The organism is Erythrobacter sp. JB1-4 (assembly GCF_057365025.1).
Genome location: NZ_CP200292.1, coordinates 2,903,113 through 2,929,588, shown reverse-complemented (window position 1 = coordinate 2,929,588; position 26,476 = coordinate 2,903,113). Strand labels below are relative to the sequence as shown.

Genomic DNA, 26,476 nt, shown 5'->3' with positions numbered 1-26,476 from the left:
AAACGCGGTAAAACCCAAGCAGTTCTGCGGGTTTAGCGAATCTGGGGTTAGGGTTAATCTGGCGTTGAGGCCTTAGTAGTCCGAAAAGTATGGAAAATGGGTTTCTATGGGGTTTCCAGTAGAGCGAGCAAAGCAAAGCTCGCGAGCCAATGCTCACCCATATAGTCACCAGCCACATGCGGGATTGCCGCGGTGAGATGATCCTTAGCGCGGGCTCTGAGGAGCGGGGGCGCGGCCGAACCCAATGCGCGCTCAATTCGAAGCAGGCACCAGGCACGGCTGAGGTTCAGCCCGTCGAGATGCGCAATTTTGCCATCGCTGCGGTCAGAGACGGTGACGGGATGGCACTCACGCTCGATCCAGCCATTGGAAAGAACCAGCCCGTCAAACCACGCAGCGAATGCCTCTGGCTTCATTGCATCGCTCATAAGGCACGCGGCGGTCAGGACAGGTGATAGGAACTCATCGCCCCCCGGCTCCCACCCCGCATAGTCGGTTCTATCTGCAAAGTTTCGCATAGCCCAGTCGTCGATAAGAGCGAGGAGCTCAGCGTCACGCCCTTGCGCCCACTCGCGTGCAAGTGTCAGCGCAAAGGCGGTGTTGAAATGCGTGCCCACTGTGATGGGATAGGTGAGAAGCGGCAGAAACTCTTTGAACCGCTGTGCAAACGCACGGGCCAGCGGTTCCAAACGCTTGCCCCATTGCTGATCCTCATGCCGCATGGCCTCATGGTGGAGATAGAGCAACCATCCCCACCCATATGGCCGCTCCCATCCTCGTGTCGTTGGCCGCTGGAGGTACGCTAGCTCAGCGGCGAGCTTTTCCTCGCTAAGAGTTGTTTGTGCTAAATGGGTTATCTGAGATACTTCAGATGGATTATAGTTAATCCGCCTTAACGATAACAAAAGCCACCAAGAATGGACGCAAGAATGCCAATCGTAACTGCCAAAAAAGGCGGGGTGCAGTTCGCGCGGGGTCTTAGCATCGCTGTCATCGGCCATCACATGGCCGGTGAAATTGGGGTATTCCTGCCCCACATGACCAAGAGCGATCTTTGCAAACTTGCTTGCGATATCCGGCGTGAGCTTCAGTTCCACAGAAGAAACGCTCCCACATAAATGATCAAAACATTGCACACCCACAGCGGCACAGCGGTGCCAATCTGCTGACGGATCACGGCGTTCTGATCTTTGAGCTCCAGCAAGGCAGCGGGCACGATATTGAAGTTGGCCGCCATGGGCGTGAGCAACGTGCCGCAGAACCCTGCAAGCATTCCGACTGCGCCAATTACCGCTGGGTTTCCGCCATACCCTTCGACCAGCAGAGGAATACCGATCGCGGCCGCCATCACCGGGAAGGCCGCAAAGGCGTTGCCCATAATCATCGTGAAGAGCGCCATACCAAGGGCAAAGACTACCACCGTGAGAAAAATGCTCCCCTCCGGTATCATGTCGCCTGCAAACCCGCCGATGATCTCACCCACACCTGCCAACGCAAACACCGCGCCGAGCGCTGCGAGCATCTGCGGTAGGATCGCTGCCCACCCAATAGAATCGAGCAAACGACGCCCTTCTTGAGCGGGTGCTAGCAAGGGTGGACGTAGCCACACCATCGCAACAACAAGCGCCATCACAACACCTATCCCAAACAGGATGAGCGTCTCACGCCGTTCTTCAAACAGGCCCGTCCCATTGAGCGCAGTGTAGTTGTAGAGCAGCGTCCCTGCGACCGCGGTGATCGGCACAATCAGAGCCGGAATGAACAACCTATTGCCGAGCGCTTGGGAATAGGCCGAGCGCTCTTCCTGCGTTGTGGTTTCAGGGTCGGAGCGTTTCAATCCGCCCAATCCCGCAATCGCCACCAACGCCAATACCAGCACACCATTGGCGAAATCACCAAGGTGTGTTCCTGCAAAAAAGCTGAGAGCCAAAAGACCCCAAAATGCAGCGTTTCCAATGCGTTTGTCGCCAATGCTGAGAATTGACCAGAAGGCAAAGAACGCGCCCGCGAGCCAATATAGCCATTCATAGGTAATCATGGCGCGCGCCTCCCCAATGAGCGATCAAGGGCGTTGATGCGCCACGAATGAATAAAGAATGCGCAGATGGCAGTCGGAATTGCCCAGACCGAAAGCTCAAGCGGCGTAAGAGGGTATCCAGAACTCTCAAAAACACCTTGAATCAATAGGATGGATGCGATTGCGAAGAAGATGTCTTCACCAAAGAAAAGGCCAACATTGTCGGTTGCTGCCGACATGGCGAGGACCTTCTCGCGATCTTCGGGCTGCAATTGTCCATGCGATTTTTCCGCTGCAGCCTCTGCCATAGGGGCGACCAGTGGACGCACGGCTTGAGGATGACCACCAATGTCCTTCATCCCTAATGCCGCGGTGATCTGGCGAAAGCCGAGATAGATGACAAGAAGCTTGCCCATTGTCGCCCCGCGCACGCTTTCAATCACCGAGCGCGCGCGCTGTTGCAGACCATGGCGTTCAAGCAGACCGATGACGGGCAAAATGATCCAAGTTACAGATATATAGCGGTTGTCATTAAACGCTTTTCCCAAGGCCTCGACAACACCGATGAAATCAATACCCGCCAGAAGACCTGTCGCAACCGCTGCGCCAACGACCACCATGAGCGGATTAAACCGCAACGCAAAGCCGACCACCACCAAGGCAATCCCTAGCAGCGGCCAGTAATTGGTTGCCATCTCAGCCTCATTCATGGCCGTATCCCCTCCTCCCGGTGTCAGAATAACGAATGTATCGCCCACGCCCATCTGGGCGCTGTCAGTGGCGGTCAATCCTTCGCGCGAACCATCGACGCGCTCCACCCAATTGCGGCCTGCTTGCGCATCGCTTCCCCCGCCAAGGCCGCTCGGCGGCACGGCTCTGCGATTGGCGAGCATGTTCGCGCGCATGTCTTCAAGGAAGGTCACACGCCGCACGGTCCCGTCGCCGCCGATGTGAGCACCCTTCCCACCAGAACCTCGCCGGATCGAAAACTCCTCCAGCCGCACAGGAAGGCGCGTTTCTAATATCTCAGGATCGGTGAGCCGCGAATTGGTCATGTGCGTTTGCACAGCTGACGTCCCATCATGGTCCGGCCCTGCCCCGGACCCGCCGCAGATGGTCTCGTAATATTGATGCCGTTCATTGCCGAAAGTGAAGTTGTTCATCGTCCCTTGCGAAGGCGCGAGCTTTCCCGTGGCGGCAAACAGGGTGTCTGTGACAGCTTGACTGGTCTCCACATTGCCAGCGACAACGGCCGCTCCGGGACGCGGATTGAGCATGGAGCCTTCCGGCACGATCAGCTCAACCGGCTTCAAGCACCCATCATTCATCGGGATGGTATCGTCGATAAGCGTGCGCAGAACATAGAGCGCAGCGGCCCGGGTGATTGAGCGCGGCGCGTTGAAATTGTCCGGGAGTTGCGCGGAGGTGCCGTTAAAATCAAACACCGCAGAACGCGCGGTCCGGTCGATGCGGATCGCAACTTTGACCTGAGCGCCATTGTCGAGGTGAGTGGTAAATTCGCCGTCCTCTAATCTGTCCAAGAGACGCCGCACGCTTTCCTCTGCATTGGCGATGACATGGCTCATATAGGCTGCAACAACTTGCGCCCCCTGGTCACGCGCGGAACCGCGAAGCAAGTCCGCCCCGCGTGTACACGCCGCCAGTTTTGCGCGCAGGTCCGATATGTTTCGGTCAGGACTGCGCGCCGGATATTTGGCAGACGCGAGCACTTCGCGCACAGCCTCCTCGCGGAAAACGCCTTGATCCACCATCAGAAGGTTGTCGATCAAGACACCCTCCTCTTCGATAGTGCGGCTTTCAGGCGGCATAGAGCCCGGAGCGATCCCGCCTACATCGGCATGGTGACCGCGCGCCGCCACGAATGCGTCAGGGGTAGTGCTCGCCTCATTGTAGAATACTGGCACAATTACTGTGATGTCGGGCAGGTGTGTGCCCCCGCGATAGGGATCGTTCAGCACATAAGCATCGCCGCGAAGGAAACCGCGACCGTCGCGGGCATCACCGCGCGCCTCGATCACCCGCGCAATAGAGTCCCCCATGCTGCCCAAATGCACCGGGATATGCGGCGCATTGGCGATAAGCGCTCCCCTCTCGTCAAACAGCGCGCAGGAGAAATCGAGGCGCTCTTTGATGTTTACGGAGGTTGCTGTGGATTGGAGAACAACCCCCATCTCCTCTGCAATGGCCATGAAGAGGTTGTTGAATATCTCGAGCCGTACAGGATCAACTTTGGTGCCGACCGCGCGTTCGCGGGTCAGCGGCACTGTGCGAGACAGCACTAGGCTTGCATCAGCTGCTAAGACTGCTTGCCAGCCCTCTTCCACCACTGTGGTGGAGCCAGGATCAATGATAAGCGCAGGGCCATCGACGCTTGTCCCCTCATCCATATTTGCGCGCTCGATAGTGCGCCAGCTGCCCGATGCCTTGCCGCCCACAGCAACAGGAGCCGCCTGCGCGCTGCCAAGTCCGCCGGAATTGCCGCTTGCCTCAACGCTCAGCGCCTCAAGGATGATGGCCGCGCCTTCGTCAGAATAGCCGAACTGCGCCAAGTGCGCCTTGCGGAAGGATGCGTCCATCACGGCTATATCACCGCAATCGACCGTCAGCATGGAATCGCTGCCCTCAAACCGCAGCCTCGCGCGCGCCGCGATATGGATAGCGCCTTCTGCGATGCCCTGCTGGGCCAAAGTCTCACGTGCCTCTGCCTCAAGCAAAGCGAGATCATCTGCAAACGGTTCTGCCAAAGCGCGAACCAGACTGACCTCGCGGATCGCCTTCACGGGGGCAAGACCTATGCCGAATGCGGAGAGTATCCCTGCAAGCGGATGGACCAGGACAGTCTCCATACCCAGCTCATCGGCGACCTTGCAGGCGTGCTGCCCCCCTGCACCGCCAAAACAGGCCAGCGCATAGTCGGTAACGTCATGGCCCCGCGCGACCGAAATCTTACGAATGGCATTGGCCATATTGTCGACCGCAATGGCAAGGAACCCTTCGGCAATTTCCTCTAGTGGCTTTGGCTCAGGCAGCGATGCGGCAACCGCCTCAAGCGCTGTGCGGGCTGCGACCGGGTCGAGAGGCGCATCGCCGCCGGGACCAAAGACGCTGGGGAAGAAGGCGGGATCAATACGGCCAAGGAACAGATTGCAATCGGTAACGGTGAGCGGCCCGCCCTTGCGATAACACGCAGGGCCCGGATCAGCGCCAGCGCTATGCGGCCCCACCCGGAAACGCGCGCCGTCGAATTCACAGATCGAGCCGCCGCCTGCTGCTACCGTGTGGATTTGCATCATGGGGGCTGCGACCCGGACGCCAGCAACAACGCTGTCCCCGGTCAGCTCATATTCGCCCGCGTAATGCGCCACATCTGTGCTGGTCCCACCCATATCAAAGCCGATGAGCTTTGTGTGCCCCAAAGGTTCGCACGCCGCGACCATGCCGACAACGCCGCCTGCAGGTCCAGAAAGGATCGCGTCCTTGCCCCGGAACGCGCCGACCTCGGCAAGCCCGCCATTGGATTGCATAAAGCGAAGTGCCTCAGCGCCGGGCAGTTCGGCCTGCAAAGTATCAGTGTATTGCCGCAACACAGGCGAAAGGTACGCGTCGACGACCGTGGTATCGCCTCTCGGGATAAGCTTGATGAGTGGGGCCACCTCGTGGCTCGTGCTAACTTGCGCAAAGCCCACCTCGCTCGCTATCTCGGCAAGCCGCGCCTCGTGCTGACGATAATTCCACCCGTGCATCAGGGCGATGGCGATTGCATCAAAGCCATCTTCGCGCAGCTTCACAAAGTCCGCGCGCGCTACGTCTTCATCAAGCGGGGTTAAAACCGTTCCATCAACCCCCACCCGCTCGGCCACTTCCACGACGCACTCGGGCAATTGCTCTGGCAGCACGATATGCCGCGCAAAGATGTGGGGCCGCGCCTGCGTACCAATCCTAAGAGCATCGCCAAAGCCACGCGTTATCGCCAGGGCCAGCCGCTCTCCTTTGCGCTCCAGCAAAGCGTTGGTTGCAACCGTTGTCCCGATCCTAAGCTCTGCAATAGGGGCGTGCCCATAACCGTGCATCAACCGCCGAACAGCCTCGCTCGCCGCGTCGGCATAATGGCCGGGGCTCTCCGATAGGAGCTTATCAGTGACCAGCACCCCTTCAGGCGTTAGCGCAACCACATCAGTAAAGGTCCCTCCGCGATCGATCGCAAAGCGCCATGCTGTCATCAAAGAGCCTTTCGCGGGGCTTTGTACCCCTTTGATTTTGCGCCGGGCTTCATCTTTCGCAAGCACTGCCGCGCGCGTCAAACCTCGCCGCCAATCTGTCCTCAGATCAAACGCATGCCGGACCCTGCCTAAGGCCCTTTCCTCAGCAGAGTTCCTGAGGGCTGCCCCTCAGGTCTCAAGTACAGTTTGGTTTGTTAGTTTTCGAGTAACCCTGTTTGTAAGCAAAGCGTTCATCGTCTTCCCGACGAACAAGCGCGTTGCTTTGATACAGACTCAAACAACGAGGACCCTATGGCCAAAGCGTTCCAATTCCGATCTCTCCTAGGCTTGGACCAGACGAGTGGCCAATCAGGGGACCAATCGGCAAGCAGCTCTTCGAGTGGCAACGCCGCAGACTTAACCGGAAGTGACGCACTATCCGGTTCTACTCGCGCCAATCGCACCATGCAGGCTCGCGAAAACCTTGAGGTATTGATGCGCCAAGTGGAGCATGCGCGCCGCGATGCCGATCAGATGATGGAGGAGATGTCCGCTCTCGAAGTGGACGCAGGGCAAGCACGTTCGCTTCAACGCGACAATGACAACTTGCGTCAACGCTTGGAAGAAACCTCACAGCAGGTGATGGCCGAGGCGTCTAAATCGGAGGAGGCAAGCCGCGAAATCGCCCGGCTTAAAAGTGAGCTTGCACATTTGCGCGAGGATTATGAGCAAAGCCTTCGCGATGCCAATGCCACGGCGCTCGATGTTGAACGGGTTGAGGATCGGCTCAAAGCTGCCAATGCATTACTTGATGAAACAAGGTTTGACCTTGAGGTGCAGCGCGAGGCCAAGGAAAAGGCTGAGGTAGATGCCGCCTGCCTTCGCGCCAATGTGGCAGAACGCGACCGGGCGCAAAATGCCATGTTGCAGACAGAAACTGAGCTGCGCATGCAAGTCGCAACGCTTGAAGGTGACCGTAGCAAGGTGTCTGATGCCCTTGCCCGCAAAGAACGGGTAGTCCTTGAAAGGTCTGCCGAGCTTGATGCAGCCCGAACGCGGATTGCCGACCTTGAAGCGGATCTTGACGCATCGCGCGATGAGATGCGCATCATCAACAACAAAAACTCCGACCTTAAAGTGTCTCAGGAAACGCGCATCTTTGCCCTGAACGATGGCCTCACCCAAGAGCGCGAAAGCCATCGGATGACCCAAAAGCTCCTTGAAGAAACGCGGGCGCGCAATGACGGATTGGGCGATGAAAATGCTTTGATCAAAGAGCAAGGCATCATTGCGACCAATGAGGTCCAGAAGTTGAAGCGGGAATTGAGCTCGACCCGCGCAAAGGTCCATGAATATGGAGACAAGCTGCAAGATGCACATTTGCGGATCGATGCCGCGCACGGCGATATCGAGCGGCTTGAGGACCAGCTTCAAGACGCGAGGAAAAACGCGATCAGCTTGCAGCGTCAGGCGAACAAATCGGACGAGCTGCTTCGCGAAAATAGCGAGCTGCATGATAAACTTGCCCGTTTGCAACGCAGTCTCGACCGATCAAAGACAAGCGAGGCGATTGAAGATATGCCGATCATTCTCTCGCAATCGAAACGCAAGTCACCTGCAAACACCGTCTCATCAGCCGCCGCTTCGGTCGCAGTGAAAAAGACCAAAGTTAGCGCTGGCGCGAGATCGGGCGCGGGATCGGGCGCGGGATCGGGCGCGGGATCGGGCGCGGGACTGGGCGCGGGACTGGGCGCGGGACCAAGCGCAGCCTCTGGTCAGAACGTAGCGCGCATCAGGCGGCGCTAAACGCGCCTGCGACTATTGCTGAACTTTCCTGGGGTGGCCCCAAAACGCTGCGTTCCCATGCGAGGCCTTAGAAAGCCTCGTATGGTTCGCGCATTTTCAATCCATGTGCTTAAGGCCGACCCGCAAGTAATCCCAGCCCGTGATACATGTGAGCGCGGCCGCCAGCCACAAGCTGCCAAGGCCTACAACATGCACCCAGCTTTCCGCCAGAGTTTGGCAATCGGGACCTGGAGACTGACACGGTTGGCCGTGCACCGCCCCGCCCAAAATCAGCGCGCCCAGTGCGATAAGCTGAAAAGTGGTCTTCCATTTTGCAAGCTTGGTGACCGGCACTGACACCTGAATGCCGCCCAAAAACTCGCGAAGGCCCGACACAGTAATCTCGCGCACCAAAATGATGCCACCTGCAATGACATGCAGATCGCCCACATATGGCCCACGCAGATACCCTTGCGCTGTGAGAATCAGGATGACGGCAGCCACCATGATTTTATCGGCAATCGGATCAAGAAAAATGCCAAGTTTCGAAACAGTCCCTTGCGCGCGGGCAAGGTATCCATCGAAGAAATCGGTGATCGCAATCACACAATACAGTGCAAAACCAATGAGATAGCCGATTGTCCAATCCGGCCACCACAGAAAAAAGCCAAGCAATGGCACGGCGAAAATTCGCGATAGCGTAAGGATGTTTGGCAAAGTCAGCATAGCACCTTGTGCCCTTTAGCGAGGATTTCTCTTAAGCAAAACACCTTGGTGCTTCATGTTAGGCCGAGTGGACAAATTGCAGGAGGTCACACTTGTGCGATACGCCGATTGCATTACATGAGTGCGCTGAGAAGCACGCCGGGACGCTAAACAACGCATGACGACTTCGACGAACCTTTTGCGCAAGAAGCGTTTCTTGCCGTTGATGATCACGCAGTTTTTCAATGCGTTCAACGACAATCTCTACAAGACCGCTCTGGTGCTATTTGTGGTCTATTCGGTCTATAGCGATGAGAAGCAAGAAAGCTTCTTCAGCGCGCTTGCGACCGGCATTTTTATCCTGCCTTTTGTGGTCTTCTCTGCGCTTGCCGGACAATTGGCAGACACCAATGATAAAGCGATGATCATCAGGCGGGTGAAGCTGTTTGAAATCGTCTGGGCTTCGCTTGGAGCGGTTGGCCTGTTTATGGCATGGCAGGGGATCGCGGTGCACTCCATCGCCATACCCTTGCTGCTGGTGGTGGTGTTTTTGGCCGCTGTACAATCGACATTCCTTGCCCCCATCAAATATTCGATCCTACCACAACATCTTGAAAAGGATGAGGTTCTGCCCGGTACAGGGCTGATCGAGGCAAGCACATATATCGCCATTCTCACAGGCACTATCATCGCAGGCTTCATCGCGATTGAGCTTGCGATGATCGGTATCGTGTTGACTGCTTTCGTCGGCTATTTCTCAAGCCGCTATGTCCCTGAGGCCCCGCCGCAAGGGACCCACGAGATGCATTATCCGCTGCTTGAACCTTTTGCGCAAAAGACGCCAAGCAAATTGCTTCGCTGGTTGGGCTATGTGCCCGTCGCAATAGCGGATCAGGCGGTGATGAGCTGGAAGCTGGTCGCAGATACGCGCGCCAACCGCGAGATTTGGTTCTCTATTTTCGCAATCAGCTTTTTCTGGACAATTGGCGCTGTGCTTTTCATCCAATTCCCTCCTCTTGCCAAGAACCAATTGATGGCGAGCAAAGAAGTCTCAAGCCTGTTTCTTGTGATCTTTTCGGTCGGGATTGCGATTGGTTCTGTTGGGATCAACACACTATTAAAAGGCGAGGTGTCGGCCCGCTATTCACCCATCAGCGTGGTCATCATGGGCGGCTTTGTGATCGGCTTTTACCTTGTGTGCAAAGCCTGGCCGGTTGATCCGAACGCACAGATCCTGCCCATCGAGCAGTGGATTTTCGAACCGCTCGCAGTGCCACTTTCTTTCATGCTTTTAGGGATTGCAACGATGGGGGGCATGTTTGTTGTGCCGCTCTATGCATTTCTCACGACGCGCTGCGAACATGACGCTGCATCGCGCACTATTGCGGCAAACAATATTGTGAACTCGCTTGCGATGGTGATCGGCTCGCTGATCGCGATGAGCCTTACGTTTTTCAGCATTCCAACCGTTGACCAACTGCTCTTTGCAGCAGCCATGACGGTGGTGTCAGCCTGGCTTGGCTGGGTTCTTCACACTGCGGAAAAAGAGGCAAGCGCGGCGCGTGCTAAGATCGACGCGGGGTGAATAAACGCGGGATAAGAGCGCGAGCGCGTTCTAAAGGATAAAGACCAACACCGCTGCAAAGACCGCAAAATAGGTGGTGGCAAAACCGCGCACATCGTCACGGGTCAATTGCCAGAAAGTTTGCGCTATATCGGGTTGATCGACAGCGGTAACATGCACCGGGAGGCGCGCCCTGAAGGGATGGCGCGCGCTTTCATCGGTCAAAACCAATGAACGGCGTTTGCGGCCGGCAAGGCGCCTCTCCTCAATCTCTGGAGCGGGCTGGGCGTTTAGAAAACCATCGGCGGTAAGGCTTGCGACTGTCATGAGGCAGAGCATTAAGACTTTCTTAAGAATTGAGCGAGCCCGGAATCTCCTTTGCCCTGTTGCGGGACAGTTGGCCGGGTGAGTGGTTAATCTCCACAAGTCTTGCGCATCCGCGCCAGAACCAGTCCCAGGGCCAATCCCAAGGGCCAAACACAGCGTTTGCGATTTGTCCCTTCCCCGGCTAACCGAAGCGCGGATGGGAAAAGGGCCTTTACGTGGCGACAAACACACAATCAGCGGCACAATCAGCAGCCGAGCTTTTGGTAAAATGCCTGGAGGAACAAGGCACAGACAGGATTTTCACTGTCCCTGGTGAAAGCTTTCTGGCGGTGCTTGATGCGCTCCATGGGCAAAGCGCGATTGAAACGGTGATTTGCCGTCAGGAGGGCGGTGCAAGCTTTATGGCCTGTGCCGATGGTGCGATGAGCGCTGCTGGCGACGCGCTGCGACCTGGCGTTGCATTTGTGACGCGGGGACCGGGCGCGACCAATGCGACCATCGGTGTTCATGTGGCGATGCAGGATTCGCAGCCGATGATCTTGTTCGTCGGCGATGTCGCCCGCCCGATGAGAGACCGCGAAGGCTTTCAGGAAGTCAATTTCGAGGCGTTCTTTGGCCCCATCGCCAAATGGGCTGCACGCATTGATGACCCCGCGCGCGTTCCAGAATACGTCGCGCGCGCCTATTCGGTGGCCGTCAGCGGCAGACCCGGACCGGTGGTGCTGGCCTTGCCCGAAGATATGCTGTGCGATGCCGTTGCGACAGACATTACCCCCGGCCTGCGGTCATGCGCCCTCCCCAAGCGGTCTGCCCCGATGCCATGCAGGCGCTGTTTGGAATGCTTGGCGATGCAGCCAGCCCGATTGCGATTATCGGCGGCGCTGGATGGAATACCAAAGCGCGCCTTGGTTTCCAGCAGTTTGCGGAACGCGTCGGCCTACCGGTGGCAACAGCTTTCAGGCGGCAAGATGCGATTGATCCCTCCTCTCCCGTTTACGCAGGCAACCTTGGGTATGGCCCAAACCCCAAACTGATCGAGCGGGTGAAAAACGCCGATCTTGTGATCGCAGTGGGAGCGCGTTTGGGAGAGGCGACGACAGATGGATACAGCGTCCTCACCCCTGACCACCCCGATCAAACCCTGGTGCACATCCACCCCGACCCCGATGAACTTGGCCGAGTATATCGCGCAGACCTTGGCCTTGCATGTTCGGTCGACGAGTTCGCGGAAGCTGCAAGCCTTTGGGAAGACGCCTCTATCATTCCGTTTGATGCAGGCGCTGAGGCGAACCGCGAGTGGCGCGATTGGGCAACGCACACGCCAAGTGAACCATCCCCCACCCTCGACATGGGCGCATGCGTGACCGCGATGCGTGAGACGCTGCCTGACGACACAATCATCTGTAATGGCGCGGGCAATTTTGCCGGGTGGTGGCACCGCTATTGGCGCTATGCCGGCTATCCAAGTCAACTTGCACCCACCGCTGGCGCGATGGGATACGGCGTGCCCGCCTCGGTTGCCGCTGCGCTGCGTTACCCTGATCGCACGGTCGTGGCGGTCGCAGGAGATGGCGACTTTTTGATGAACGGTCAGGAATTGGCGACAGCGGCCCAATATGGGTTGAACCTGCTGGTGTGCGTCGTCGACAATGGCGCTTATGGCACCATTCGCATGCACCAAGAGCGCGAATATCCTGCACGGGTGTCAGGCACTGAGCTGGCAAATCCTGATTTCGCCATGCTTGGCAAAAGCTTTGGAGGGTGGAGCGCGACTGCAACTACCACCGCGCAGTTCATTGAAGCGTTGAATGAGGCAAAGACGCTCAAAGGTCTCCGCCTGATTCATATGAAGATCAACGTTGAACAACTTGCAGCCAGCGGTGCAACGGTAAGCGGGCTCAGATCAAGAGCATGAGTTTGGCTTAAGCGTCTGCCATTTGGCAGATGGTCTCCCATTCCTCAGGCGTAATTTTTGCAACCGATAGCCGGGACAATCGCACAAGCTCGCAATTGGCAAGGCTAGGCTCGGCCTTGATCTGCTTAAGCGTCACTGGATTATCAAACTTGCGCAGCGGCTTGACCTTGACCGCGGCCCATTTGCCGGTCTCATCTGTTGGGTCCAAAATGCCCGCAACGCTCACCTTGGCAATACCAACAATCTCCAGCCCTTCGCGCGAATGATAGAAAAAGCATTGGTCGCCCACCTCCATGGCTTTGAGGTTTAGCTTAGCCGAATGGTTGCGAACCCCGTCCCAAACACCCTCTTCCTCAGCCACAAGATCATCCCAACCATATTTGAAAGGCTCTGATTTGATCAGCCAAAAACCAGGCATCGATGGATCTCCTTTAGGCATGGACAGGGGTGGATTTTGTCAGGTCAGTGCGCTGTGAGTTAACCCATTGCGGCGCACACTTCCACACAACCAAGCGCGCCAATTAACCGAATTAACTCAATCTTTAAGCCGCATCTGATACTTGCATCTTAGCGACTTAACAAAAAGGTCCCACGACGGCGCATCAATAATGGCGGAACGCAAGAAATCCGAGAAGCTCAAAGGCAGCGCTGACCGCGATTTGGTCGCGCTTGGAATTGCGTTTGCAGCGATCATTTTGTTCGTTGCCACCGGCGGCGCTGTTCTGCCAGCCGCGATTGATTCCCTCCAAGGCGTGGGCGCAGGGCCGGATGCCCTCCTTGTTAATGCGCTGCTGCTCAATGTGGTTCTCGTGATCTTTGGTTGGCGGCGATACCGCGAGCTCAAAATCGAGATTAGTGACCGCCGCAATGCCGAAAATCTGGCACGAGAGCTGGCAGAGATCGACCCATTAACCGGCTGTCTCAACCGCCGCAGCATGGCAACAGCCACAAGCGAGCTGCGCGAGGATGCCAATACCAAAGGCATGGCGGTGGTGTACTGCTTGCTTGATCTCGATAATTTTAAACAAATCAACGATATGAATGGACATTCGGCAGGCGATGCGGCGCTTGTCGAACTGGCAAAGCGGCTTGCGGCGACTTTGCCAAAAGAGGCAAGCCTGGCGCGCCTTGGCGGAGATGAATTTGCGTTTGTGACATCATATGATCCAGCCACCCCTGAACGGGTCGATGATTTGGTTGGCCGTATATTTGAGGCAATGGCAACGCCCTTCAGGCTCGACAAAGTGACGATTGATGCAACCTTGTCGATGGGCCTTGCCTCTGATCATCCTAGTCTTGGCTTTGATCCATTGGTCCACACCTCCGATGATCTCATGCAGCGCGCAGACATTGCGATGTATCAGGCCAAAAAGGACGGCAAGAACCGCTATTTCTGGTTTGAGCCAAGCATGGAGAGCGAACTGCGCCTGCGCAATGAGCTTGAACTGGGCATTCGCGCTGGATTGCAAAGACACGAATTTGTGCCCTTTTACGAGCAGCAAGTTGACGTGGAGAGCGGCGAACTTGTGGGCTTTGAAATGCTTGCCCGCTGGATTTCGCCCACCATTGGCACGATCAGTCCTGAGATTTTCATTCCCGTTGCCGAGGACATCGGCGTAATCTCTGACCTATCCGAACAATTGATTGAGCGCGCTTTGACAGATGCCAAGGAATGGGACGAGAGCATCACTTTATCGATCAACATTTCGCCGGTGCAGCTGCGCGATCCATGGTTTGCGCAAAAGCTGCTGAAAATGCTGGTCAAACACAATTTCCCGGCACAACGTCTTGAAGTTGAGATTACCGAAAGCTGTCTTCACGACAATGTCGATATGGTTCGCGGCATGATCATGTCTTTGCGCAACCAAGGCGTCCAGGTGAGCCTTGACGATTTTGGAACCGGATATTCCTCGCTCGAACAATTGCGCACTTTGCCATTTGACAGGCTTAAGATTGACCGTTCGTTTGTTGGCGAGCTTTCTTCACCAAAGGCCAACTCCCCGATTGTTGATGCGATCGTTTCGCTTGGCCGCGGCCTCGATTTGCCGATGACGGTTGAGGGGATTGAGGATGAGGCCATCCTTCAATCGCTTAAGCAAATGGGCAAGCTCAAAGGCCAAGGCTATCTCTATGGCCGCCCAGAAAGCAGCGAGGAAGTTCGCAAGCGTTTGGCACGCACGGGCAAATTGTCGAAGCGCAAAGAAGCAGGCAATCGGCCGCGTGAAGCGAGGAGCGAGGGCGATATTGCAAAGGCTCTTTCGAAGAGCGCATGATCGCTTTGGTATGACCGCCTGAGGCCATTTGATTATCCGCTAGCACTGGACGCTGAGGCGATGGGTGCATAGATGCAGCGCCGTAATGCGTGTTCCCTTCATCAAGATGCATGGCCTTGGCAATGATTTCGTTGTGCTTGACGCGCGCAAGACGCCCCTGCCCGCTATTTCGAAGTCCACTGCTAGCGCTATCGCCGACCGGCATACAGGGATTGGCTGTGATCAGCTGATTGTGCTGGAGCCAAGCGATACTGAGACATTTCGCATGCGCATCTTCAATCATGACGGCGGAGAGGTTGAGGCTTGCGGCAATGCAACGCGCGCTGTTGCTCTGCTGCATGGTGAAGCTGCGACGATCCAGACCGCTGGGGGTGTCCTCGCGATAGAACCGGGTGAAGGCGGCGCGAGCGTGGATATGGGCAAGCCCCGCTTTGACTGGGATCAGATACCGCTTGAGTATGCGATGGATACGCGGGTGTTACCCGTTGGCTGGGGCGAGTTGCAGCACCCTTCGACGGTTAATGTCGGCAATCCGCATGTGATCTTTTTTGTCGATGATGCGGACGCTGTGGACCTTGCAACGCTTGGCCCTGAGATTGAACATGACCCGGTGTTTCCCGAAGGCGTCAATGTCAATGTGGCGAGCGTTGTTGGGCCCGGCCATCTCAAACTCCATGTATGGGAACGCGGCGCGGGGCTGACGCGGGCGTGCGGCACCGGGGCGTGCGCTACGGCGGTCGCGGCAATCCGCTGCAAGCTGGTGAGCGACCGCGTTACTGTGACCCTTCCGGGCGGTGATTTGGTGATCGAATGGCGCGAAGGCTCGACCATTCGCATGACAGGCCCTGCAGCTGAGAGCTTTCGCGGCGAGTTCAATTGGGAGGATTTTGCCGGGGGAGATCGGGCATGAGCTCCTCCCCGATTAAAGGCGCTGAAGTCATATCCTTGGGGTGCCGCCTCAACATCGCTGAATCAGAGCGTATGAAAGCTATGCTGGGCGATGCTGGCGACGTCGTTGTTATCAACTCGTGCGCCGTGACATCCGAGGCCGTGCGCCAAACCCGCCAAGCCATCCGCAAAGCGCGCCGCGAGCGCCCTGATGCAAGGTTGATGGTGACGGGGTGCGCTGCTGATATTGAGCGCGACCAGATCGCCGATATGCCCGAGGTCGACGGCCTTATCGCCAATGAGCGCAAACTGGACCCGCGCGCATGGAATGTGCCCTTACCCAAGGCCCCTCCCCGCCAACGCGGACCCGTGCCTTTATCGCGGTACAAAACGGCTGCGACCACGCCTGCACTTTCTGCGTTATCCCGCAAGGGCGCGGCAAAAGCCGCTCTATGACGATTGCAGAAGTGCTGCACGAGGTGGAGCATCACTTGGAGCTGGGGGCGAAAGAGGTGGTGCTCACCGGGGTGGATGTGACCAGCTGGGGGCATGACCTGCCTGATACGCCGCCTTTGGGTGCACTTGTCGAAGCGGTGCTGAGCCACTTTCCTAGCCTAACGCGCTTGCGCATGTCCTCGCTTGACGGGATTGAGATTGATGAGGTGCTGTTCGAACTCTTCGCGTCAGAACAACGCTTGATGCCGCACCTTCACCTATCCATGCAGCACGGCCACGACCTCATCCTTAAGCGCATGAAACGGCGCCACTTGCGCAGCGATGCGGTGGACTTGGTGCAGCGTCTAAAGGCGCGCCGCCCCGACATCGCGATTGGCGCGGACCTTATCGCAGGTTTCCCGACAGAGACCGATGATCACCACGCCGCCAACCTTTCAATCATCGAAGAGCTCGACATCGTCCACGGCCATATCTTCCCCTATTCGCCGCGCCCCGGCACACCGGCGGCACGCATGCCGCAATTGGAGCGCGCAATCGTCAAAGCGCGCGCGGCCGAATTGCGCGAGGCGGTGAAGACCAGACGCAGCTCTTGGCTAAACTCGCTTGTGGGCGAAACCCTCCCGGTCCTCGCCGAACGCGATGGCACAGGCTATGCGCCAAGCTTTGCGCGGGTGTCATGCCCCGCAGATACCACACCGGGCGAGATATTGCCGCTCACCACACGCGCTCTTGAAGGAGGAATGCTCATATGAGCGAGAGTTGGAGCCAGCGGCTCTTTAGCGGTTTTCGCAAGACCTCCGAGCGTATTGGCAGCAACCTTACAGGTGTTGCCACGCGCCTTGATGATGCGACGCTTGATGATATCGAGGATGCGCTGATTGTTTCTGACCTTGGCCCTGCTGCTGCTGCGCGCATTCGCCAGAAGCTGTCGGATAAGAGCTTTGGTCTCGAAATCACGCAAGCCGAGCTCAAGCAAAGCGTCGCCGAAGAGATCGCCGAAATCCTTCGCCCTGTGGCAAAGCCGCTTGAGATTACCGCCTTCCCGCGCCCGCAAGTGATCCTTGTGATCGGCGTCAACGGCTCGGGCAAGACCACAACAATCGCCAAGCTCGCTCACCTTTTCACCGAGGATGATTACGGCGTTTTGCTGGCAGCAGGCGACACCTTCCGCGCTGCAGCCATCGGACAGCTCGCCACTTGGGCCGAGCGCGCAGGCGTTGACATTGTGCGCGGGCCGGAAGGCGGAGACCCGGCCTCAATCGTCTTTGATGCGGTAAAACAGGCAACCGATACCGGGATTGATGCGCTGGTTGTGGACACAGCAGGCCGGCTTCAGAACAAGAAAGAGCTTATGGAAGAGCTCGCCAAGATCAGGCGCGTGCTCGGTAAACTCAATGAAGAGGCCCCGCATGATGTGGTGCTCGTTCTCGATGCGACCAACGGTCAGAACGCGCTATCCCAGATTGACGTATTCAAAGAGGTCGCAGGTGTGACAGGGCTGATCATGACCAAATTGGATGGCACCGCGCGCGGCGGCGTCTTGGTGGCAGCGGCAGAACAATACGGCCTTCCTATCCATGCCATTGGCGTGGGTGAAAAGATGGAAGACTTGCGACCGTTTGACCCGGACCTTGTGGCTCGCGTTATTGCAGGAGTGGCTTGATGCCAGAAATTGAAGACGCGGCGCAAACCCCCGCGAACGCCAAAGCCCCTGCGGACGCCAAACCCCCTGCGGACGCTAAACCCCCTGTGGACGCCAAACCAAAGCCCTCAGGCTGGCTTAACGTTGCGGTCGATTACGGGCCTTTGCTGGTGTTTCTCGCCGTATACCGTTTCAACGCGCCTGCTGAGCCCAACGCGGCTGGCGAACTCCTCGCCATCATCTATGGCACGGGCGCATTTATGGTCGCCGCTGTTGCCGCTCTGCTTTTCTCCAAATTCAAGCTGGGCAAGATCAGCCCAATGCTGTGGCTCTCCACCGCCCTTATTGTCGGGTTCGGCGCGCTTACCATTTTCTTTGGCGATCCGGTTTTCGTGCAATTGAAGCCCACCATCATCTATTCCTTTTTCGGAGTGACGCTGCTCGCAGGGTTTTTCACCGGCCGTGCGCTGCTTAAAATCCTGCTCGAGGCCGCTTTTGAGGGCCTCACCGAGGAAGGCTGGCTCAAACTGTCGCGCAATTGGGGTGTGTTCTTCCTGATGCTCGCCGCTCTAAATGAGGGCCTTCGCAGCTATATGGACTTTGAAGGCTGGCTTTGGGCCAAACTGTGGGTGTTCCTCCCCCTCACCTTCCTCTTCACCTTCACACAGCTCCCCATGCTTTTGAAACACGGGCTGGATGTGGGGCAAAACGATGGTGATTCAGTCAAAGACTGATTTTTGGTGGAGAATGTTTGCTATCCTCGGCGTGGTCTGGGGCCTGGGAGCATGCGCGCAAGAGGCTTCCACCACCGAGCATACCGACACAACGCCTGACGTTGCGGAATTGGAGCAAGGCACGCTCCTATCCGCCTTCTTTGGGCTCGATAACGCATTGCCATTGGTGGCCCACCGCATTTGCCGGGGCGGTGCGGGTCTTGATGGCATGCCGGTTATCACTTCGGCGCAGGTGGACCACACGAGCCTTCAAGCGGGTGATTTTCGCGTGGTGAAAACATCGGGTGAGGAAGGCAGCATTCACTGTGCCAGCCTGCTTCCCGCAACCGATGCAGGCGAGCTTCGCACCATTCTTTTGATCGGCGAATTTGGCAACGCTGACAATGATCCGCCCGCGAGTGTGGAAATCAAAGGCAACCTTCACTCGCTTGATGGAAAGGTCAATTTCAAGGGGGCAGAGATAGCCGTTACCCCGCTCAAACAAGGCCCTTTCCTTGTGGCAGCCCAGATCGTGTCACATGACGAGTTTGATGTGGGCCTTGGCGCACTTGGTACGCGCGGAAGCCGTTGCTCCGATACGAACACAAAGCAGCAATTGCGAGTGGTCTGGGCGGGCGGTGTGACGCTGCCCGGAGGCGATGCACCAACGCAGGAGAGCGCAAAACTCTACCGCGTCACAGTGCGCGGCAAGGACGGCGAAGAGCGGGTCGTCACCCCCGGTTCGATTGCCGATCACGAAGACCCGGACAACAACCATATTCTATGCCTGACAACTGCGGATACGCCGATCTCGGTCGCCTTTCCTGCGGACCAATTCACCGACCCCAATGAAGACCTGAACCCGGCGACCGAGGTTGGGCTTAGCCGATAAGCGCCCTTACTTTTACACTTTCCTACATGGGCTTAGCGCGTCATGCTTACGGGGCCGCTCTTTCGAAATCAAATCCTCGCGCGTGTTTTCACTTTGCAAAGTGTCACCTTTTCCCAACACGCGAAAAGCCCGGAAAACCGGGAAATTTAGAAGGGTCGCTGTAGGAATAAGGTGACACATGCGTCACCTTATTCCTACAAACGATTGGCCTGGTCCCTGCCTTCGCTGGAGTAGCCAAGCCGCAGATACACCGCCATTACCGCCTTCAAGAAGTCTTCGGCATCCTCATGAGAAAAGAGCAGCCCCACGTCATTGAAGTTCAAGAACAACCGGTCGCCATCGCCGGTAAAAGTGGTGGTCCCAATGCTGATCTGAGCCTCGCCCTCAAGCTTGGCATGATCGCGGACGATGCGTTTGAAATCGACTTTGGTGGGCATAGCCCCCTCCCCTTGCTTGAACCGCGTCCCAGTCATCCTGCTCCAGCGGCTGGGCCCTTTCCTTTATCTTTGAGAAAATCTGCAAGGCCAGCGCAAAGCTCATCGAAAGCAGGCTGTTCGAGCGGCAGATGCGACCCATTGCTGAGCACTTTGATCTGTTTGTCCGCCTCAATTTGGGCAAGCTTGTTCTCGCTAACAAATAAAGGCGTCCAATCATCATCCCCCGGATGAACCAGCAAAAGCGGACACTTCAACACAACGCCCTCGCTCTGAAAGTTGTGGACGCTGCGCCAAAATTTGACCGGTAGCCATTTTCGCCCAAGCAAACGGTCGGTCTGAAAATAGCGTTGCATGCGTGTGTTGCTGCTCATCGCCTTCAAAGGAGCTGTAAGGCTTAGAGGTAGCCAAAGTCGATCCATCAGCCACGGCATAATGCGAAAGCCAAGCATGGAAAGCCAGCCCAGCCATTTCCACCTCGCCCCCAAGGCAAAGTTTGAAGCCTCAGACAAATCGATCAAAGTCGTGACGGCCACCCCTGCCAGATGCTCTATGTCTTGCGCTGCATAAACGGCAGTAAGCCCGCCCATTGACGCACCTAGCAGGACGACAGGCCCCTCTTGCATTGCAGCCAATTCGGCAACGATCTTTGGCCATTCGGCATAGTTCCACCGCGCATCAGGCGATTGAATGGTGAGACCATAGCCCGGCAAATCTGGCGCAAGCACCCGCCAACCGTGCTTGGCTGCAGCCTGAGCAAATGGAGCAAGCATTCGCCCGTTGCCACCTGCGCCATGCACAAAGATGAGCGTGCCTTTCGCTTCACCTGCAGGTAGCCATTCGTCGAACCGGATGTGGCTGCCACGAATAGGCACCCATTTCTCAGTGATCTCTCGCGGCAGCGAAATACCAAACTCTTGCTCAACAATCGCGTGGTAGCTTGCCCAGGAAGGATGACCGTTAAACGAGGGGAGCTGCGAACCAATGATGTCCGTCAAATCTCAACCTGACTGCCCAGTTCCACCACGCGGTTCGTTGGCAGTTTGAAAAAGTCCATCGCGCTCGCTGAATTCCTTAGCATCCAGGCGAAGATCTTTTCGCGCCAGATGGGCATTCCCGGTTTATCGCTCGCCAAAAGCGTCTGGCGCGACAGGAAGAAACTGGTGTGCATCATGTCAAAATGCCCGCCGCAATATGTGCCCATGCCTTTAAGACCCTCGGGCACATTGGTCTCTTCCATAAAGCCATAGCGCAAGATCGCACGGTAAAAGCCATCGCCCATATCGGTGTATTCGCACCGGTTCTCTGGATCGACATAGGGCACGTCTTGAATGTCCACGGTCAGGATGACGACCCGCTCATGAAGGATCTTATTGTGCTTGATATTGTGAAGCAGCGCAGACGGCACACCGGCCTGTGTGCTGGCCATAAAGATCGCGGTGCCGGGCACACGAAGGGCCGAGTTCTTGGCGGATTTTGCGAAAATCTCCATCGGCAGCGACCCTTCGCTCATCCGGGCACGCATAAGTTTACGACCCCTCGACCAAGTCGTCAGCATCGTGAAGGCGAAGAAGCCGACCGCCAGAGGGAACCAGCCGCCGTCAGGCACTTTGGTAAGGTTCGCTGCGAAATACGCCCCATCCACGATCAGGAAAAGGATGACAACAGGCGCTGCATACCACCACTTCCACTTCCACACGCTGACCAACAGGAGAGCCATCAAAAGCGTATCAATCGTGACCGCCCCCGTGACGGCAATCCCATAAGCAGACGCAAGGTTAGACGAGCTCTGGAAGGTGAGCACCAGCAAAATCACCGCCACCATCAGCGCCCAATTGACGATTGGAATATAAATCTGTCCGCCTTCGGTCTCGCTTGTGTGAAGGATCGAGAGGCGCGGCATGAAGCCCATCTGTACCGCTTGATGGGTGATTGAGAACGCGCCCGAGATCACGGCTTGGCTGGCGATAAAGGTCGCAAGCGTGGCGAGGAAGACCAAAGGCAAGCGCCACTCTTCGCTTGCGAGCAAGAAGAAGGGGTTCTGGACCACTACCGCGGCTTCTTCGGCGGGAAGGCCTGCAATCATGGCCCCTTGGCCAAAGTAATTGAGGAGAAGACACGGCATGACAAAGCCAAACCACGACAAGCGCATCGGCCCGCGCCCAAAGTGCCCCATGTCGGAATAAAGCGCTTCGGAGCCAGTCACCGCGAGCACCACAGCGCCAAGCGCTAGGAAGGCCACAAACCCATCGGTAACGAAGAACATGACGGCGTAATAGGGATTGAGCGCCCACAAAATGTCCGGGTTCTGGATGATCTGCCACCCGCCAAGACAGGCGAGCACGGCGAACCAGACGATCATGACAGGGGCAAATAGCGCGCCGACTTTGGCAGTCCCGCGCGCCTGAAGCATGAAGAGGAAGACGAGAAGTCCAAGCGCAATCGGGATCACATATTGTTGCAATCCAGCATCCACAACGGTGAGCCCCTCCACCGCAGAAAGAACTGAAATCGCGGGCGTAATCATAGAGTCGCCATAAAAAAGCGAGGTCGCAAACACGCCCAAGAGTACAACCAGCCAACCATAAGAGGACTTGCCCATATGCCGAGACAATAGCGCGACAAGGGCCAAAGACCCGCCCTGTCCCTTGTTGTCGGCGCGCATGAGGATGGTCACATATTGGATCGCCACCACAAGCAGCATCGACCAAAAGATAAGGCTGACAACGCCAAGCACATGCATCCGGTCAATCGCGACATTGGCAGTGCCAGCGAATGTCTCACGGAAAGCGTAAAGCGGACTTGTCCCAATATCGCCGAAGACAATACCAATCGCGCCCACAGCAAGTGCAGCCTTCGAGCCCTTATGCCCGTGACCGCCCTCATGGCTGCCCTGTGATGCTGAGGCTTCGCTCATCTCTTGCGACTGTCCCGTTTCCCGGCCCGTTCGTCGAGACTCAAGACACGCCGAGTCCGTTCAAGGTCGCGCGCTCTACCACTGAGGCTTCGCACCTGCAACATTGCCATGCGTACAAGTTCCCATTGCAGTGTCTATTGAAGCATCGGCGCATTGGCGATCATCTCATCAAGCCGGGCAACGCGCGCTTCGATTTCGGCCTTCCATGGGGCATCATTGGGCGAGTTTTCAAGCAGACGCCCCCAAATGTCGCGCGCTGCAACGATTTGACCGGATTGGAGCAAAGAAGTGCCAAGAAAGAAATCAGGGCCAGGATTGGTAGGGTCAATTTCCCTTGCCTTTCCATAGGCATAACTAGCAGCTGGCGTTACAAAACCTTCCGCGTGTCCGGTGAGCGCCATACCAAGCGCAAGCCAGCCTTCAAGATGCCGGGGGTTTTCACGCAGGCCTTTGCGAAGAAGGCCGGCGGCTTCATCAAATTTACCGCGACGCGCATATCCATCCGACAAGGTAAGATAGTCTGGCTTGGCGCGAGTGGGATCGAAAAGTGCTCGGCGTGCATCGACCATCTCTTCGCCCGATTGCTGCTCAACCTTGGTTTGCGGCTGTTTGGGACGACCGCTTTGCCCCGGAGACCCCGCCCAAGTGTATCCAACCAGGCCAAGCAGGAGAATAGCGCCGAACACTGCGAAGCCTTGACGCGGCATGCGCAGATAAAACGCCGCAATCGCAAAACTCACGAGCGTTAGAGCCAAAATGGCAAGCCATTGACCGATCATTAGGCGGCATCCTTAGAGGCGCTGCGCTTACCCAAGCGGCGGAAAAGGACGAGGCCCACAATTGCAAGGAGAAGAAGCGGAATGGCAAACAGCGGCCAAGTGGTGCTGCTTACGGTTGGCTCGTAGCTCACATAGTCGCCATATCGCTGTGTCAACCAATCGCGCACCTCTTCAGGGCTTTCGCCTGCCAAAAGCCGCGAGCGGACCTGATGACGCATATCGCCCGCCATTGGTGCATCGCTGTCTGCAATGCTCTGTGATTGGCATTTGAGGCAGCGCAGCGTGTACATCAACGCGGTGGCTTGAGCTTCGAGCGCGGGGTCCTCAAGCTGAGTGTAAGCATAGGGCGCCGGAGGCATGCCAGACTGAGCTGCGAGCGAAGCGGGGAGCGGAGCGGCGATGAGCGCCAAAACTGCGATCAGGATACGCATCAAGCCGCCTCCTCGAGTTTCTCGAGAAGAAGTTCGACATGATTTTCGCGAATATCGCCAATGTGTTGGTAACGGATATTGCCATTCGCATCGATCACATAGGTTTCAGGTACACCCGATGCACCAATCTCAAGCATCAGCTCAGAAATATCGTCCGCGCCAATCCGAGTGTAAGGATTGCCGTAACGTGAAAGAAACCCCGAAACCGCCTCAGGCCGGTCGCGAACGGCAATGCCGATGATCTCAACACCTTCTTCGCGCAAACGCTCAAGATGGGGCGCCTCGGCAATGCAGGGCACACACCAACTCGCCCAGATGTTGAGCAGTTTGGGCTTACCCCCGACAAAGTCCGCGCGCGAGGCACCGGGCATGCCTTCAAGAGCAGGAGGAAGTTCAAATTGAGGCAGTTCCTTTTCGACCATCTGCGAGGGGATGGTCTGGTTTTTGGGCTGCGTCAGCATGTAACCTGCAACCCCTGCAAAAAACAGGAACAGCGCAAGCGGGAGGAGATAGAGAAGGCGCATTATTCCGCAGGCTCCGGCACAGTCTCGCCCGAAAGCGCCGCTTCATCCTCACGCCTTTCCTTCCCGCGCTTAACCGCGGTTCGGCGTTTAAGATCAACCTGCAAACGGCCAATGATGGATAGAACACCCCCGAAGGCGATAAGCATCCCACCGTACCAGATAAAGGTCACAAACGGCTTCCACCAGACGCGCAGCTGCCAGCGGGGGCTTCCATTGGCATCAACGCCCGCCTGGTCACCGATGACCGCGTACAACTGCCCATCCCAAGTGGTGAGCAGTGCGCTTTCGCTCGTTGCTTGTGAAGGTGCCCAGAAATTGCGTGCTTGGGGCGTTAAGAGCACTCCATCTCCGCTCCCGCGCGTTGCAATGATGCGTGCCTCAACCGCAGTCCAATTGGGTCCGGCGATTGGGTCAACGCTCTGGAGTTCGATCGTCCAGCCAGCGACCTCCTCTTGTCCGCCAGCGGAAACGGCCGCGAGCTTTTCTGAGGTGAACGCGCTTTCACTTGCCATACCGAAAAGGGCAACAGCAACGCCGAAGTGTGCACAAACCATGCCCCAGGTGGCCATGGGTACGCGCGATAGCTTGCGCCCTCGAAGGGGAGGAGCGAGGCAATGCCCAGAGCTGCCGCGAAAGCCAATCCCAAAATCGGAAGGATGCCGTAGCTGCCAAAGAACGCGACCAATGCAAGAACCGCGATAACGATGGCGGCAAGCGCAAGGAGCTCAAACTGGATACGCTTTGGGCTGTCATCTTTCCACCGAAGCAAAGGCCCAACTGCCATCACCATAAACATCGGTATGGCAAATATCGCGCCAGCCGGATTGAAGTAAGGAGGCCCGACCGACACCCTGACATCAAAGACCTCGGTGAAAACTGGATAAAGGGTGCCAAGAAGCACGATCGCAAGGATCGCAGAAAGCATGACGTTGTTGAAGACAAGAGCGCCTTCTCGGCTTGTCGCTGTAAAGCGCTTCCCTTCGGCGATGTGCCCTGCCCGCATCGCAAAGATGACAAGCGCGCCGCCAATGTAAAGTCCAAGGAGAGCAAGGATGAAGCTTCCGCGCTCTGGATCGACTGCGAAGGCATGAACGCTGGTAATGACGCCTGAACGCACAAGGAAAGTGCCCAGCATCGACATGGAGAAAGCCAACACGCCCAACATGATCGTCCATGTCCTAAGCGCATCGCGCGCTGCAAGCACAGTGACTGAGTGAAGCAAGGCAGTCGCTGCAAGCCATGGCATGAGCGAAGCATTCTCCACCGGGTCCCAGAACCACCAACCGCCCCAACCCAGCTCATAATAGGCCCAATATGATCCGGCAGTGATACCAAATGTGAGGAAAACCCATGCACCCAAAACCCAAGGCCGCATGACCTTGGCGAAATCCGGTGTTACTTGGCGGGTGATAAGCGCGCCCATGCACAAGCTGAACGCAACCGACAGGCCGACATAACCAATATACAGCGTTGGTGGATGGATCGCGAGGCCGATATCTTGAAGAAGAGGGTTCAAGCCTGACCCCTCTGGCGCTGGAACAGGTAAACGCTCAAACGGGTTCGACGAGATCAAAAGAAAACTATAAAACCCGAGCGCGACAAAGCCTTGAACGCTTAAAGTCGCCGACATCGTCTTTTCCGGCAATCGTCGCTCAAGTCCGGCGAGCAATCCACCCGATAGCGCCAGCACCGCTACCCACAAAAGCATCGAGCCTTCATGGTTCCCCCATGTGCCTGTCAGCTTATAGATGAATGGCTTCATCGAGTGCGAGTTGGTCGCCACCAGTTTGACGGACAGGTCAGTGATCGCAAAGGCATAAAGCAATAGAAGGAATGACAAGCTCGCCAAGAACGCCTGCACGACCGCTGCAGGCCTCGCCAACGCAACAATCGCCTCATTACCTGCCCGAAGGCCGAGCGCCCCGCCAACCATTTGCAAAACCGCAAGCGCAGTGGCGAGCCAAAGGGCGGCATGTCCGAGTTCTGCTATCATA

19 protein-coding genes and 4 pseudogenes are annotated in these 26,476 nt (G+C 56.9%); 9 read left to right on the top strand and 14 right to left on the bottom strand.

Features of this window, described 5'->3' with window-relative positions; all coding sequences use genetic code 11:
• Positions 1-104: 104 nt before the first annotated feature.
• From AC0V61_RS13710 to AC0V61_RS13695, 4 genes and pseudogenes are all read right to left on the bottom strand, one after another.
• The gene (locus tag AC0V61_RS13710) at positions 105-1,091 is read right to left on the bottom strand and encodes a DUF2891 domain-containing protein (RefSeq protein ID WP_486159561.1); all 987 of its coding nucleotides are present in this window, start codon (positions 1,089-1,091) and stop codon (positions 105-107) included.
• The gene (locus AC0V61_RS13705) at positions 1,088-2,038 is read right to left on the bottom strand and encodes a DUF979 domain-containing protein (RefSeq protein WP_486158424.1); all 951 of its coding nucleotides are present in this window, start codon (positions 2,036-2,038) and stop codon (positions 1,088-1,090) included. The genes AC0V61_RS13710 and AC0V61_RS13705 overlap by 4 nt, the downstream gene beginning before the upstream one ends.
• Positions 2,035-2,712 carry a DUF969 domain-containing protein gene (locus tag AC0V61_RS13700; protein ID WP_486159559.1) on the bottom strand — a complete coding sequence of 226 codons (678 nt, stop codon included), beginning with the start codon at positions 2,710-2,712 and terminating at the stop codon, positions 2,035-2,037. The genes AC0V61_RS13705 and AC0V61_RS13700 overlap by 4 nt, the downstream gene beginning before the upstream one ends.
• Before the next feature lie 9 nt (positions 2,713-2,721).
• Positions 2,722-6,258, bottom strand: a pseudogene (locus AC0V61_RS13695) (hydantoinase B/oxoprolinase family protein); the annotation flags it as partial.
• Between the two features lie 291 nt (positions 6,259-6,549).
• Between AC0V61_RS13695 and AC0V61_RS13690 the strand changes: the two are divergent.
• Positions 6,550-8,043, top strand: coding sequence for a hypothetical protein (locus AC0V61_RS13690; RefSeq protein ID WP_486158422.1), 1,494 nt, complete (start codon positions 6,550-6,552; stop codon positions 8,041-8,043).
• Between the two features lie 96 nt (positions 8,044-8,139).
• Here the strand turns inward: AC0V61_RS13690 and pgsA are convergent, their stop codons facing one another.
• Positions 8,140-8,748: a CDP-diacylglycerol--glycerol-3-phosphate 3-phosphatidyltransferase gene (gene pgsA / locus AC0V61_RS13685; protein WP_486158421.1), complete on the bottom strand. Its 609-nt coding sequence runs from the start codon at positions 8,746-8,748 to the stop codon at positions 8,140-8,142.
• Between the two features lie 157 nt (positions 8,749-8,905).
• On the opposite strand from pgsA, the gene AC0V61_RS13680 reads away from it, so the two are divergent.
• On the top strand, positions 8,906-10,312 hold the full coding sequence (locus AC0V61_RS13680) for an MFS transporter (RefSeq protein WP_486158419.1): 1,407 nt from the start codon (positions 8,906-8,908) through the stop codon (positions 10,310-10,312).
• Between the two features lie 30 nt (positions 10,313-10,342).
• Here AC0V61_RS13680 and AC0V61_RS13675 read toward each other — a convergent pair whose 3' ends face one another.
• Positions 10,343-10,618: a hypothetical protein gene (locus AC0V61_RS13675; protein ID WP_486158417.1), complete on the bottom strand. Its 276-nt coding sequence runs from the start codon at positions 10,616-10,618 to the stop codon at positions 10,343-10,345.
• Positions 10,619-10,833: 215 nt separating this feature from the next.
• Here AC0V61_RS13675 and AC0V61_RS13670 point away from each other — a divergent pair.
• Positions 10,834-12,533 (top strand): annotated as a pseudogene (locus tag AC0V61_RS13670) (thiamine pyrophosphate-binding protein).
• A 7-nt stretch (positions 12,534-12,540) separates the two neighbouring features.
• On the opposite strand, the gene AC0V61_RS13665 reads toward AC0V61_RS13670, so the two are convergent.
• Positions 12,541-12,951, bottom strand: coding sequence for an EVE domain-containing protein (locus AC0V61_RS13665; protein ID WP_486158415.1), 411 nt, complete (start codon positions 12,949-12,951; stop codon positions 12,541-12,543).
• Between the two features lie 190 nt (positions 12,952-13,141).
• Here AC0V61_RS13665 and AC0V61_RS13660 point away from each other — a divergent pair, with 190 nt between their 5' ends.
• The 6 genes and pseudogenes from AC0V61_RS13660 (at position 13,142) to AC0V61_RS13635 (ending at position 19,397) form a co-directional block, all read left to right on the top strand.
• Positions 13,142-14,806 carry a putative bifunctional diguanylate cyclase/phosphodiesterase gene (locus tag AC0V61_RS13660; protein ID WP_486158413.1) on the top strand — a complete coding sequence of 555 codons (1,665 nt, stop codon included), beginning with the start codon at positions 13,142-13,144 and terminating at the stop codon, positions 14,804-14,806.
• An 85-nt stretch (positions 14,807-14,891) separates the two neighbouring features.
• Complete coding sequence (dapF, locus tag AC0V61_RS13655; protein WP_486158411.1) at positions 14,892-15,716, top strand: diaminopimelate epimerase; 825 nt, start codon at positions 14,892-14,894, stop codon at positions 15,714-15,716.
• Positions 15,713-16,902, top strand: a pseudogene (locus tag AC0V61_RS13650) (MiaB/RimO family radical SAM methylthiotransferase). Before dapF ends, AC0V61_RS13650 begins: the two are co-directional and overlap by 4 nt.
• A complete protein-coding gene (gene ftsY / locus AC0V61_RS13645) occupies positions 16,899-17,813 on the top strand; it encodes a signal recognition particle-docking protein FtsY (protein WP_486158409.1) in 915 nt (304 codons plus the stop codon). The pseudogene AC0V61_RS13650 and the gene ftsY overlap by 4 nt, the downstream one beginning before the upstream one ends.
• The gene (locus tag AC0V61_RS13640; protein WP_486158407.1) at positions 17,813-18,526 is read left to right on the top strand and encodes an inner membrane-spanning protein YciB; all 714 of its coding nucleotides are present in this window, start codon (positions 17,813-17,815) and stop codon (positions 18,524-18,526) included. The genes ftsY and AC0V61_RS13640 overlap by 1 nt, the downstream gene beginning before the upstream one ends.
• Positions 18,527-18,539: 13 nt before the next feature.
• The gene (locus tag AC0V61_RS13635; protein WP_486158406.1) at positions 18,540-19,397 is read left to right on the top strand and encodes a hypothetical protein; all 858 of its coding nucleotides are present in this window, start codon (positions 18,540-18,542) and stop codon (positions 19,395-19,397) included.
• 194 nt (positions 19,398-19,591) lie between these two features.
• On the opposite strand, the gene AC0V61_RS13630 is transcribed toward AC0V61_RS13635, so the two are convergent.
• The 7 genes and pseudogenes from AC0V61_RS13630 to AC0V61_RS13600 all read right to left on the bottom strand — a co-directional run bounded on the left by AC0V61_RS13630 (position 19,592) and on the right by AC0V61_RS13600 (position 26,475).
• Positions 19,592-19,834, bottom strand: coding sequence for a hypothetical protein (locus AC0V61_RS13630; RefSeq protein WP_486158404.1), 243 nt, complete (start codon positions 19,832-19,834; stop codon positions 19,592-19,594).
• Between the two features lie 32 nt (positions 19,835-19,866).
• On the bottom strand, positions 19,867-20,829 hold the full coding sequence (locus AC0V61_RS13625) for an alpha/beta hydrolase (RefSeq protein ID WP_486158402.1): 963 nt from the start codon (positions 20,827-20,829) through the stop codon (positions 19,867-19,869).
• A complete protein-coding gene (locus AC0V61_RS13620; protein ID WP_486158400.1) occupies positions 20,826-22,748 on the bottom strand; it encodes a potassium transporter Kup in 1,923 nt (640 codons plus the stop codon). The genes AC0V61_RS13625 and AC0V61_RS13620 overlap by 4 nt, the downstream gene beginning before the upstream one ends.
• A gap of 134 nt (positions 22,749-22,882) precedes the next feature.
• Positions 22,883-23,527: a tetratricopeptide repeat protein gene (locus AC0V61_RS13615; protein WP_486158398.1), complete on the bottom strand. Its 645-nt coding sequence runs from the start codon at positions 23,525-23,527 to the stop codon at positions 22,883-22,885.
• Positions 23,527-23,958, bottom strand: a complete 432-nt coding sequence (locus AC0V61_RS13610; RefSeq protein WP_486158396.1) for a cytochrome c-type biogenesis protein — start codon at positions 23,956-23,958, stop codon at positions 23,527-23,529. The genes AC0V61_RS13615 and AC0V61_RS13610 overlap by 1 nt, the downstream gene beginning before the upstream one ends.
• A complete protein-coding gene (locus tag AC0V61_RS13605; protein WP_486158394.1) occupies positions 23,958-24,482 on the bottom strand; it encodes a DsbE family thiol:disulfide interchange protein in 525 nt (174 codons plus the stop codon). Before AC0V61_RS13605 ends, AC0V61_RS13610 begins: the two co-directional genes overlap by 1 nt.
• Positions 24,482-26,475, bottom strand: a pseudogene (locus tag AC0V61_RS13600) (heme lyase CcmF/NrfE family subunit). Before AC0V61_RS13600 ends, AC0V61_RS13605 begins: the two are co-directional and overlap by 1 nt.
• Between the last annotated feature and the right edge of the window lies 1 nt (position 26,476).